The sequence below is a fragment of the Tissierella carlieri genome, assembly GCF_018917285.1.
Lineage (GTDB): Bacteria > Bacillota > Clostridia > Tissierellales > Tissierellaceae > Tissierella > Tissierella carlieri.
This window is the reverse complement of the sequence record NZ_JAHLOH010000026.1, coordinates 1-12918: the sequence shown is the minus strand read 5'-3', so window position 1 is coordinate 12918 and position 12918 is coordinate 1. Positions and strand designations below refer to the sequence as shown.

General features: G+C 31.0%; 12 protein-coding genes and 1 rRNA gene. 9 read left to right on the top strand and 4 right to left on the bottom strand.

Features of this window, described 5'->3' with window-relative positions:
• Positions 1-28 precede the first annotated feature (28 nt).
• From rrf to add, 7 genes are all read left to right on the top strand, one after another.
• Positions 29-145, top strand: a 5S ribosomal RNA gene (gene rrf, locus KQI38_RS07800).
• A complete protein-coding gene (locus KQI38_RS07795; RefSeq protein ID WP_216557772.1) occupies positions 137-1174 on the top strand; it encodes a hypothetical protein in 1038 nt (345 codons plus the stop codon). Before rrf ends, KQI38_RS07795 begins: the two co-directional genes overlap by 9 nt.
• A 13-nt stretch (positions 1175-1187) precedes the next feature.
• Positions 1188-2150, top strand: a complete 963-nt coding sequence (locus KQI38_RS07790; RefSeq protein ID WP_216557768.1) for a hypothetical protein — start codon at positions 1188-1190, stop codon at positions 2148-2150.
• A gap of 219 nt (positions 2151-2369) precedes the next feature.
• The gene (locus KQI38_RS07785) at positions 2370-3551 is read left to right on the top strand and encodes a putative glycoside hydrolase (protein ID WP_216557765.1); all 1182 of its coding nucleotides are present in this window, start codon (positions 2370-2372) and stop codon (positions 3549-3551) included.
• 11 nt (positions 3552-3562) lie between these two features.
• Positions 3563-4432: a radical SAM protein gene (locus KQI38_RS07780; protein ID WP_216557763.1), complete on the top strand. Its 870-nt coding sequence runs from the start codon at positions 3563-3565 to the stop codon at positions 4430-4432.
• 359 nt (positions 4433-4791) lie between these two features.
• On the top strand, positions 4792-6051 hold the full coding sequence (locus KQI38_RS07775) for a uracil-xanthine permease family protein (protein WP_246565697.1): 1260 nt from the start codon (positions 4792-4794) through the stop codon (positions 6049-6051).
• 147 nt (positions 6052-6198) lie between these two features.
• Positions 6199-7224: an adenosine deaminase gene (add, locus tag KQI38_RS07770; protein ID WP_216557759.1), complete on the top strand. Its 1026-nt coding sequence runs from the start codon at positions 6199-6201 to the stop codon at positions 7222-7224.
• Positions 7225-7260: 36 nt separating this feature from the next.
• Here the strand turns inward: add and KQI38_RS07765 are convergent, their stop codons facing one another.
• The 3 genes from KQI38_RS07765 to KQI38_RS07755 are packed head-to-tail and all read right to left on the bottom strand — an operon-like array spanning position 7261 to position 9953.
• On the bottom strand, positions 7261-8097 hold the full coding sequence (locus KQI38_RS07765; protein ID WP_216557756.1) for an ABC transporter permease: 837 nt from the start codon (positions 8095-8097) through the stop codon (positions 7261-7263).
• A 16-nt stretch (positions 8098-8113) separates the two neighbouring features.
• A complete protein-coding gene (locus KQI38_RS07760; protein ID WP_216557753.1) occupies positions 8114-8929 on the bottom strand; it encodes an ABC transporter permease in 816 nt (271 codons plus the stop codon).
• A gap of 10 nt (positions 8930-8939) precedes the next feature.
• A complete protein-coding gene (locus KQI38_RS07755; protein WP_216557751.1) occupies positions 8940-9953 on the bottom strand; it encodes an ABC transporter ATP-binding protein in 1014 nt (337 codons plus the stop codon).
• A 263-nt stretch (positions 9954-10216) separates the two neighbouring features.
• Between KQI38_RS07755 and KQI38_RS07750 the strand changes: the two genes are divergently transcribed.
• Both KQI38_RS07750 and KQI38_RS07745 read left to right on the top strand, forming a co-directional pair.
• Positions 10217-11443 carry a BaiN/RdsA family NAD(P)/FAD-dependent oxidoreductase gene (locus KQI38_RS07750; RefSeq protein WP_216557748.1) on the top strand — a complete coding sequence of 409 codons (1227 nt, stop codon included), beginning with the start codon at positions 10217-10219 and terminating at the stop codon, positions 11441-11443.
• Between the two features lie 19 nt (positions 11444-11462).
• The gene (locus tag KQI38_RS07745) at positions 11463-12755 is read left to right on the top strand and encodes an NAD(P)H-dependent oxidoreductase (RefSeq protein WP_216557746.1); all 1293 of its coding nucleotides are present in this window, start codon (positions 11463-11465) and stop codon (positions 12753-12755) included.
• A gap of 84 nt (positions 12756-12839) precedes the next feature.
• Here the strand turns inward: KQI38_RS07745 and KQI38_RS22795 are convergent.
• On the bottom strand, positions 12840-12918 hold a 79-nt coding region (locus tag KQI38_RS22795; RefSeq protein ID WP_216554048.1), incomplete at its 5' end, for an IS3 family transposase.

Genomic DNA, 12918 nt, shown 5'->3' with positions numbered 1-12918 from the left:
CATGAATATTGTATAGAAGTAGTTTTCGTCTGGTGACGATAGCAAGATGGACACACCTGTACCCATACCGAACACAGAAGTTAAGCATCTTAACGCCGATGGTACTTGGTTGGAAACGACCTGGGAGAGTAGGAAGTTGCCAGGCTACATAAAATTAATAAAAAGCTCTATTACGTTGGTCGTAGTAGGGCTTTTTTGTTTTAGAGTTGACAAAGTAGATGTTATAATATATATTTATGATGAGTGGGACTATAAAATTGGGAAGGTAGTGATTATAGTGAAAAAACAGAGAAGAATTATAGGGGGATTTATTTTAGCAATGATGATTATTACAAGTACAATCTCATATGCTTTTGAAATGCAATCAAGTACAAGCATTAATTATTACTATGAAACAGAACCAAATGATGAACCAGAGAGTGCGCAACTGTTTAGAAGGAATAATGATAGTTACAAGGCTACAGCTACGGGAGATTACTCAGATATGCATAAAGTATTGGGAAAATTAAGTGGTGAAAATGATGTAGATTATTATAAGATATTTCTTTATAAAAATGGTACTAAGGATAAATATGACAATATATTAACAGTTAGTAGCCAGAATAAATTAGTAATTGAAGTTCTTAACGAAGATTTAGTAGTAATTAATACTTTTACTCAGATTCCAGGTAATGCGAGTAATAGATTTCAGACTAATATACCTGAAAGCCAGTATTACTATTTAAGATTAAGCGAATCTGGCATTTCAGGAGAAAATCAATATTCATTCTATTTTGGATCTCCAACATATAGCAAGGGAAGTATAAGTAAAAACTTTAGTACACAAGACATGAGTAGATATAAGACAAGAGAAGTAGAATGGACTATAAACACAAACGAAGTGCCTAAAGATTCTGTTGCTTATAAAATAACTGCAGGGGCTGGAGGAGACGCGAACATATCCCATCCTTCTATAAGAAAATACAAAAATACTAAAAGATCTAACTGGACTGACCTAAAGCAGTCAAAATGGTTTGCGGATGAGATAAATCCATTATATCTTTTTCTTGGAGGAAGTTATGATATGAATCAAACATGGATAATATTCTATGATGCTTCAACTAATACCAAGACACCATTTAATGTATATCCTAGTGTTATGATTGACTACATTTATCCTAATTTACCAAGATAAGGAGATGGGGAGTATGAGAGTAGGTCAAACCAATTATATACCTAAATATATAGCGCGTCCCATAACAAGTTTTTGGAATAAAGAGCTAAATAATGATATAAAAAATGTAAACTCATCTGTTTTAAAACAAGATTCTTATAAAAAACAGAATATAGACACAAATGTAAATATAAGTGTAAATATAAATGTAAATAATATTACACAAAAAATGTATGATAATAGAAAATACTTAGATTTCTATGAGTGGACAGTCTCTTATGAACATTGTAATAGTACTTTCTATGTATTAGAAGAGATTTTTCCTGGCTACCAAGTAGCATCTGAGAGGGGAATACATTTGACTGAAGTATCACCATATCCCGATCCAAAGGATACACGCATTTTAAAGGTAGATAACAATAAGTTATTAATGGAACCCAACCAATATTATAAGTTTAAACATAAGGATGGAATTGAAAGAATTTATGGAGCTTCGAGAAATAGTTTTAAAGATATAAGTTTTGTTGATACAATTTTTTGGAGACAAATGTCTAGTGTAGATAAAATTAAAGATGATACTATAGACATTATACATGGTTTATTTTCTGGAACTTTCTATCCTAATTTGTCTCAAGAAGAAATTTCATTTATACTTAAGGATTTTGGATTTAAGCCTGGGCTAATAGAAATTGGCATTGGTAATAATTCAAAGAAATATTTATTTATGAATAATGGTCAAATTCAAAGCATTGAATATATAAATAGTCTAATAGATGTTTACAACAGTAGAAATCATCTTGAGTGGGGTATCCCAGAAGGTTCTAAGTGGATAATTGGCGGGAATGAATATGAAATGGATAAGGATGGATATTTTAATTTGTCTAAATTGGATGATACAAACTTATATAATGGAGAGTTTAAAATCATAAATAAAGATGGAGAAGAAATGAGAATGAGAGCTCCAGAATCTCTAAAAAATAATAAAGATAAAAATTAGTATAGTCTCTAAGGAATAATTAAATATAGATAGAGTAGGAAATTACTTGAATAAAGTAAATTATGTTCAGGAAATTTTTGCTATTGATGCGGCAGGGGAATTATCCCCTGTCGCATTAATAATATGGGTTAAAATTAGTTGTAATAGTAGTTTGTCTATTATATAATGAAATTGTCGAAAAGATACATAAGATAAAGTACTCACATAAGGGGGAGCAGAATGAGCAAGAGAAGACTTATAGGAATATTATTAACATATACACTATTATTATCAGGATGTAAAAATGGAAAAAATATAATATCTAATACAAGTGCAGCTAAAGAAAATATACCTATTATTACAGAGGTAGACTATTTAATGCAACCCTCAACTAATTGGGCCGCGTACAAGGAAACACTTGATGTAAAAGCAATTTATATGACAGGGCATACTTTGGGACTAAAAAGTAGATTTCATGATTTAGTAGATTTAATAGATAAGTCAGAGTTAAATGCAGTAGTCATAGATGTGAAGGATGATTATGGGGAATTAACATATAAATCTTCTATTCCCATGGTAAAAGAATTAGAGGCAGATAAGATAGTTAAGGATAAAGATTTCATAGGTTCAATGAAGCTCTTAGCAGATAAGGATATATATCCTATAGCTAGGATCGTAACATTTAAAGATAGAACGGCAGCAGGGAAACGACCTGATTTAGCCGTAAAGACTAAGGATGGATCTGTTTGGAGAGATAATAAAGGTGATGCATGGCTCAACCCATATAATAGAGACTCTTGGGAGTATCCTATTCAGATAGCAGAGGAAGCCGCATTAAATGGATTTAAAGAGATTCAATTTGACTATGTAAGATTTCCAACTGATGGAAAAAGAGATTTGATCGATTATGGTAAGGCTAGTGAAGAGCCAATGAGAGATGCTATCGCTGGATTTTTGAGTTATGCCAGAGAAAGATTGGCACCCTATGGAGTATATGTGTCTGCTGATATATTTGGACTAGTCACTACTGTAGAGGATGATATGAAGTTAGGCCAACATTTAGAAACTTTAGCTACTGCTGTAGATATCTTATGTCCCATGGTTTATCCATCACATTATGCATTAGGTTCATATGGTGTTCCCTATCCAGATGCAGACCCATATAAAATAGTATATACCAGTATGGCAAAAGCACAGGAAAGAATAAATAATATAGATACGACAGAAGAAAAAGCTATTCTTAGACCCTGGCTTCAAGATTTTTCAGCTCCATGGCTAAAAAAACAATATGGTTCACATTATACACCTTATGGTCCTAAGGAATTAATAGCACAGAAAAAAGCTACCTATGATGCAGATTTAACTCAATGGATATTTTGGAATGCAGGCAATAAATATACAGTAGAAGGTTTTGAAAAATAAGAGGTGATAAAATGAGATATGAAGGGTCCTTATATAGACCACCTAGTGAGGCATATAGTCTAATAGTTCAGGCTACTATAGGATGTACTCATAATAAATGTACTTTTTGCTCTATGTATAAAGATAAAAGATTTAGAGTCAGAAGTACTGATGAGATAATAGAAGATTTTCAAATAGGAAGAGAAAGATATAAATATGTAAAGAGAATTTTCATTGCAGATGGTGATGCTTTAGCAATAAAGGCTGAAGAATTAATAAAAATTCTTTCTTTTATAAAAGAAAAATTTCCAGAATGTGAACGGGTAGGAATTTATGGTTCACCTAAGGCAATATTATCTAAAAACAATCAAGAATTAGAAAAATTAAGATCTCTTGGATTAGGAATTATATATCTTGGAGTAGAATCAGGATCAGAGAAAATATTAAAAGCTATTAATAAAGGTGTAACTAGAGAAGAAATGGTTAAAGCAGGAAAAAAGGTAGTTGAAGCTGGTATAGAACTTTCCATAACCCTTATTTCTGGTATAGGTGGTAAAATAGATTCCTATGAACATGCAATAGAATCTGCTAAAATAATTAATGAGATAAATCCTAATTATGTAGGACTACTTACATTAATAGTTGAAGAGGGGACTCCTCTTTATGAAGATGTACAAAATGGAGAGTTTGATCTTTTAAGCCCTAAAGAAGTACTATTAGAAACTAAGAAAATGGTTGAAAATCTTAATGTAGAGAATTGTGTTTTTAGGTCTAACCATGCTTCAAATTATGTGGCATTAAAAGGTACTTTATCTCAAGATAAGGATTTAATTTTATCTCAAATAGAAGAAGGATTACAGATAGCTAATTTAGAAGAAAAAGATTTATTTAGAAGACTTTAGAAGGTCTTCTTTTTTTTGTAAAAAATATTCTATAAAAAAACATTGTACAAGTAATTAAATGATGATATAATATTTTGGATAACGGATGGGCCGTAGCAGTTTCGAAAGACAAATTTGTTCACTCATTACATTCGTGCAAATTTGGTTCTCGTTGCGTTTGACCTATTTACGATTCAGTATTATTGATTAGGTTAGGCAATTTTACGTAGTCTCACTGCACAAATTCATTTGCTCGTTATTACTTGCATGAATTTGGCGTTCGTTACGTTTGACCTACATCAACTCACTAGCGTTCGTTGTGTTAGGTCATAAAAAAACTTTTAAATCAGTCCTGTGAGGCTGGAAAGGAGAGAAAATAAATGGTTGATAATGTAATTAAAAAATCAGTTGATTCAACAGGTGAGGAAATGTCCTTGCTAGGTCATTCAAAAAAGGTAATATTAGCACTTCAACATCTTATAGCTATGTTTGGGGCGACAGTTTTAGTTCCTATATTGACAGGATTAGACCCTTCAATAGCTCTATTCTCGGCAGGTTTAGGTACACTTATATTTCATGCTTGTACAAAGGGAAAGGTTCCTGCATTTCTAGGTTCATCATTCGCATTTATTCCAGTGATTTTAACAGTAAAAGAACTTTATAATGGAGATTTAGCTTATGCTCAAGGTGGAATGGTTGTAGCAGGATTAATTTATGTGCTTACATCTTTTTTAATAAAGAAAATAGGGGTAGAAAGAATACAAAAATATCTTGCACCTCAAGTAGTAGGACCTATGATTATAGTAATAGGTATGAACTTAATACCAGTAGCATTTGGAATGGCAAAGGAAAACCTTATCATAGCAGCTATAACCTTAGGAACAGCATTATTAATAAACTTCAAAGCAAAAGGATTTATAAAACAACTTTCAATACTAATAGCAGTTATTGTTGGATATTCAATATCGTTAAAGATAGGATTAGTAAATACAGACTTAATAAAAGAGGCATCAATCTTTGCATTACCATCTTTTAGATTGCCTAAGTTTGATCTAGGTGCTATAGCAATAATTGCGCCAGTAGTATTAGCAGTATTTATGGAACATTTAGGTGATATAACTACTAATGGACAAGTAGTAGGTAAAAACTTTGTAGAAGATCCAGGTTTAAATAGAACATTATTAGGAGATGGATTAGCAACTACAGTAGCAGCATTAATTGGTGGACCAGCAAATACAACTTATGGAGAAAATACAGGTGTATTGGCAATAACTAAAAATTATGATCCATCAATATTGAGACTTGCAGCAGTATTTGCAGTATGTTTAGGATTTATAGCAAAAATTGGAGCATTATTATCAACTATACCAACAGCTGTAATGGGTGGAATCTCCTTAATGTTATTTAGTATGATATCTTTGATTGGTGTAAAGACTATAAAAAATCAGGAAGTTAAATTTAATTGGAAAAATATTGTCGTAATGGCTATTATACTAATATTAGGTCTAGGCGGAAATTATTTATCTGAAACTTTAGGCTTTACAGTAGGAATTCCGATAAATCAATCAGTTCAAATAACAGGGTTAAGTTTTGCAGCATTAGTTGGTATAATAATTAATGCAGTATTAAACAGAAAATAATACTAATCTTTATTATAAAAAATTCCTCTCCAAATTTGGAGAGGAATTTTTTATATATAAGTATTGAGGACTGGAAGAATATAAATATAAAGACTATAATATTAATATAATTTAAATAGAGATATACTATGCTGAAAGGAGTAGATTATGGGAGGAATTTTGAGAAATATACCTAAAATAGAGCTACATTGTCATTTAGATGGAAGTGTCAGACCAGAAACTATGTCTGAATTATTGCTTCAGCAGGAAGAAGATTTGCACGTAAGTGATATTAAAGAGTTTGAAGAATTAGTAAGTGTTAAAGAAGAATGTAATTCCCTAATAGAATATTTAAAGAAGTTTAGTTATCCATTAAAAGTAATGCAAAGAAAAGAAAATATAGAGAGAATTACTTATGAGCTTTTAGAAGATCTAAGTATACAAAATGTAAAATATGTTGAAATAAGGTTTGCTCCATTTCTACACATGAATGATGGGTTAAATTTTAATGATGTTGTAGAAAGTGTTTTAAAAGGTATGGAAAGAGGAAGAGAAGAATTTAATATATTATCTAATGCCATATTAATATGCATGAGGCATGAAAGTCTTCAAAATAGCTTAGAGATAGTAGAGTATGGTGAAAAATATCTTGGCAAAGGTGTAGTAGCTGTAGATCTAGCAGGAAACGAACAAGATTTTCCACCAGAAATACATAAAGAAGCATTTGAATTAGCCCGTAAAAAAGGATACAAAATAACTATCCATGGAGGGGAAACTGGAATTGTACAAAACATATCTAAATCAATAGAGCTTCTTTATGCAGAAAGAATAGGTCATGGAATAGCAGCTATAAAAGATCCTAAGGTTATGGAATTACTAAGAGAAAAAAATATATATTTGGAAATGTGTCCTATAAGTAATCTACAAACAAAAGCAGTGGATTCCATAGAAAATTATCCCATAAGAAAGTATATGGAGTTAGGAATAGGAGTTACTGTAAATACAGATAATACTACAGTTTCTAATACTTCCTTGGAAAAGGAATATAAGCTTTTAATGGAGGAATTAAATTTTTCTATAGAAGAAATATTAAAACTTATAGATAACTCCGTTGAAGCAGCTTTTATTTCGAGAGAAGAAAAGGAAACTTTAAGAAAGAAAATTCAAGACGAATTAAAGGAATTAGGACTATAATTAAAAAGTATGATAGAGAGTTCTCTATCATACTTTTTAATGGAATCCGATATTTCCGATTGTTTTACAGTGTTTTTCTACTCTCTTTAATATATAATATCCTAAAGCTGTTCCTACTACCATAAAGACTGTTAATATCAATAATTCTGTTTTTATAGAAAAAAAAGTGTTAGTACCCAAAAGTAGTCCTCTTATGACATCATAGCCATATGTCAGAGGAATAGCCAATGATACGGCAGTTAAAATTCTGGGTAGAATAGTAATAGGAAAATCTTGACCACAAATAATATTTAAAGAAAAATTGGTTATATCAATTATATTATTAGCATTATTAGTTATAAGAACTAGAGAAGCTATTCCAAAACCCAATCCATACAATGCGACCAAGAGAGGGATTAAAGCAATTATAGCAGAGAATATATTATTATTTATATTAAAACCGAATAATAACCATACTAAAAATGCTACAGTTATAGAATTTATGGTGGTTATTATTAGTGAAAAGATAGACCTTCCAATTAGCTGTACCCATAATGGAATTGGGGTTAACCAATTAGACTCTATTACTCCTGAGTCCATTTCATTCTTTAAAGAGAAACCCATGCCCCAGAGAACAGAGCTTACAAAGCTGCTTACAATAGTTCCCAACACTAGAAAAGCCATATAATCAGTGGTTCCAGCATATTGACTAAAACCTATATTTTCACCATTGATTTGGAAAGCTTTAGAAAGGAAATATACTGGGGCAATCCACATAATAGGCTCTATAATCCTAAAGAGAGCATTTATAGGATATGCTAAGAATACTTTCATATCCTTTTTGGTAATAGCAGAAATAGCAAATAAATATGTTTTTAAATTATTTGAACTCATATTTTTCTCCTTCCTATTAATAATGACCTAAAGATCCAGATTCTTTAACCTTTTTTTGAGTAAGATTAAAAGCTAAAAATCCTAAAATCATAAGAACAATACCTGAAAATATTAAATAATATATTTGACTCTTAATATCCCCTATGGTAGCTCCAGCAGAGATAACAGACCTTAATGCATTAATACTATGTGTTAAAGGTATTATATTTGATATACTCTTCATCCAATTTGGCAAAACTGCTAAGGGGTAAGTTATACCACAGAATAAAGACATTATTCCTCTAACTAAAAACACCATGGAGTTTGCTTCTTTTTGCCACATGACTAGGCTGGCAAATATAAATCCTATTCCATAAATAGAAGGAAGTGACAATATAATTATTAAAAGAGAGAGAAGAGGACTTCCTATAAATCTGAAATTATATATTAGTTTAAACTCTATAATAGAAATAAGAAGGTAAACAAAGCTGGAAAATATTTGCCACAGGGAATATCCTAATAAAAGTGTAATCTTGGGTACTGGACAAAGCCAATTAGACTCTAAGGTTCCTCTTATTTGCTCAGTTCTAAGACTAGTTCCAAAGGACCATAACATAGTATTCATTAACATCCACATAGTGGTTCCGATTAGTATAAAGCCTACATAATCAGCGGTTCCAGAAAAATTTGAGAAAATTTCCAAGGATTGGGCATCAGTACCAGATAGGGCTTTAACTGTAAATAGATATCCAAAGGGAAATATAATAGGCCATATTAATGCAGATATAAACCAAGATGGATACCTTAAAAAAATTCTAAATTCTTTTTTAAATATAGATAAAACAGCAGTCATTGTATACCTCCTATTCCCTTAAAGATTTCCCAGTTAGATTTATAAATACATCTTCTAAAGTGGGCTCATCCACTCTAAAATTAATTATTTTAATATTGTAAGAAACTATATTTGATATTAGAGAACTAACAATTTCATTACCATTAGAAATATGGATTTTTATTTCCCAAGTTTGGGTAGAATCATTAAATTTATTATTTATATTTTCTACATGTTGTATATTTTTTAGCTTGCTGGCAATGATTTCATCCCAATGATTTAGCTCAAGTATAAGACTATTAGTTTTATTTAATCCTCTTTTTAGATTTTCAGGAGTATCTAAGGCTATGATTTTCCCGTGATCTATTATGGCAATTCTATCACTTAATTGGTCTGCTTCCTCCATATAATGAGTAGTTAAAAGTACAGTTCTGCCTTCTGCCTTAATTTCTAGTATTATTTCCCTTAGATTTCTTGCAGATTGAGGATCTAATCCTGAGGTGGGTTCATCTAATATTACTATTTGCGGATTTGAAATTAAAGCCTTTGCTAGAGCTATTCGTTGTTTCATACCTGTAGAATATTTCTCTACAGTTTCGTCAGATCTCTTTTCTAAGCTAAATCTTTTTAATAAATAATCTATTCGTTCTTTAGCAATTTTTCCAGTTATACCATTCATAGCTGCAAAGTACTCTAGATTTTCTCTGCCTGAAAGTTTCCAATAAATACTTCTTTCTCCAGCTAATACTGTACCTAAGTTTTTAAGGACCTCTATGGGTTTATCTTGAGAATTTATACCATTAACTATAATTGAGCCAGAAGTAGGCATTAGTAAAGTAGAAATCATTTTTATAGTAGTGGTTTTACCAGCACCATTAGGACCTAAGAATCCAAATATTTCTCCCTTATTAACATTAAAACTGATGTTATCGACAGCAACAAAAGATTCTTTTTCTCTATAATCTTTTTTCCATAAATGACCTCTTTTCTTTTTGATTTCAAATTCTTTTTTTAAGTTTTTTACTTCTATAGCATAATTAGCCAAATAAAATCCCCCTTTAATAGATTAAGATTAAGACTATGTATGATTAAAGGATAGTATAGAAACTTAAAAATGTCAATATAATTATTAAAATAATTAATTTATAAATTAATTATTTTAATAATTATATTAAAATAATTTAAATAATATTTATATTAAAGGGATTTAAATTCTATTTTGACTAATTAATTATTTTGTTAAAATAGACAAAACTATGAATAAAGTATAAAATAGATAACATAGTAAGTTTATAAAGGAGTTTTTCTATGAGCAAGAGAATAATAATTATCGGCGGAGGAGCTGCGGGAATGATGGCAGCCTTATCAGCAAAGAAAAACGGTGGAGAGATTATAATATTAGAGAGAAATGATAGAGTAGGAAAAAAACTTTTAGCTACAGGAAACGGAAGATGTAATTATACAAATAGAAATTTGAGTATAAATAATTATCATGGCAATAATCCTGAATTTGCATATAGTGCATTGTCTGAGTTTAATGTAGAAATGACCATGGAGTTTTTTGAAAGACTAGGAATAACACCAGCTATAGAGGATAATGGAAAGGTTTTTCCTTTATCTTTTCAATCTTCATCTATGCTAGATGTATTAAGATATGAGATAGAAACACAAGAAATTGAGTTAATTACGGAAGCACAAGTATCTGAAATAAAAAAGAGAAAAAAATTTACTGTAATACTTAAAGATAAGCGAACTTTTGAAGGAGATAAGGTAATAATAGCTACAGGGGGTATGGCATTGCCATCCAGTGGCTCTGATGGTAATGGATATACTTTATGCAAGAAACTAGGTCATACAGTTACAGATGTATTTCCAGGTCTAGTGCAGTTGAAACTTGAAAGTAGCTTTCTCAAGTCATTAGATGGGGTGAAATTTCTTGGAGTAGCTGGAATATATGTAGATAATAAATTAATATTAGAGGATAGTGGGGATATTTTATTTACATCATATGGTATCTCAGGTCCCCCAATTCTTCAATTAAGTAGAACAGCTTTGGAATATATTAATAAAGGTAAATCTGTAGAATTAAGAGTATCTATAATCCATACAAGAAGTCAGGAAGAATTATTTCAGTACCTAGTAAATAGATTTAATTTTAATGATAAAAAGACTGTAGAGATTGGATTAATAGGGCTAATAAATAAAAGACTTATTATTCCAATACTTAAGGAATTAAATATAGATAAGAATAAAAATCTAGAATTTCTATCTAAAGATGAAATAAGAAAATTATCACAAATACTTACTTCTTGGCATTTTAAAGTAATAGGGTCTCAATCTTGGGGTAATGCTCAAGTGACAGCAGGTGGAGTAAATACTGATGAAATTGACAGTAAAACCATGGAATCAAAAATAGTTGAAGGGCTCTATATAGTAGGAGAGTTATTAGATATAGATGGAGATTGTGGAGGATTTAACCTTCAATGGTCATGGTCATCAGGTTATATTGCGGGATTAAATGCGGCCAAGAACTAAGTATAATGGGGGAAAATAAATGACAAGTCTAAATAATAAATTAAAAGAATTAGATGAAAACAACAAGCATATAAAGGTATCCATAATAGGTGCAGGGCTTATGGGAAAGGGACTAGTAAGTCAGATGATGCTAGTAAAAGGTATGGAGCCCTCCTTAGTCGTTAGCAACAAAATATCTGATGGGGTAGAAGCATATACCTTAGCAGGTATATCGAAGGATGATATTGTGATAGCTAGGACGCTTAGTGAAATTAATATCGCTATGGAAAGTAATAAATATGTTGTATCAGATATAACCGAATATGCTACTAAACCAAATTTAGTTGATGTGGTTGTAGATGCTACAGGTGTACCAGATGCAGGAGCAAGAATAGCATTAGATTCAATAGAAAATAAGAAGCACATTGTAATGTTGAATGTGGAGGCAGATGTTGTAGTGGGACCCATACTTAATAAGATGGCTAAAAAAGCAGGTGTAGTGTATACTGGAACAGCGGGAGATGAACCAGGATCGGTTAAAGAAATTTTTGATTTTGCAGAGGCAGCTGGATTTGAAGTATTAGCAATAGGTAAGGGAAAAAATAATCCTATTGATTATGAGGCAACTCCAGATAGTGTAAGAGAAAAAGCCTTAAAGTCAAAGTTAAATCCTATTAAACTAGCTTCTTTTATTGATGGAACAAATACCATGGTAGAAATGGCAGCAATGGCAAATAGTACAGGATTTATTCCAGATATACGAGGTGGTTATGGACCAACAACAGAAGTAAATGATTTACCAAAGGTATATAGTCTCAAGGAAGAGGGCGGAATATTGAATAAATATAGAATAGTGGATTATGCCCATGGTGTAGCTCCAGGAGTATTTGCTATTGTAACTACATCACTTCCCCAAGTACATCATGAAATGCAATTTTTAAAAATGGGGTCTGGACCAAACTATGTACTTTATAGGCCATACCATTTAACTAGTTTAGAAACACCAATTTCAATAGCAAAAGCTTATTTTTATAAGGAAGCTACTATTGCACCTATATATGAAAAAACAGTGGCAGAAGTAATTACGATGGCTAAGAAGGATTTGAAAAAAGGCGAAAGATTAGATGGTATAGGAGAATATACTGTTTTAGGAAGTATAGATACTTGCGAAGTGGCAAAGAGTGAAAACTTAGTGCCAATAGGACTTATAAACAATAATGCAGTAATTAAAAGAGACATTAAAAAGGGTGAATGTATTACCTATGATATGGTAGATTTAGATACTAATACTACTATATATAAATTAAGAATGGAGCAGGAAAAAAGAGCGTAAGACAATTTAATGGAAGAATATAAAATAATAAAAAAGCAAAGGAGTGATCTGAACCCTTTAATCCGGACTTTTGGATAATATTAATTATGCGGCTTGTTGCCTATACTCAATAGGTGACAGGCCGTTTAATTTTTCTTTTATTCTTTTGTTATTATACCAGTTA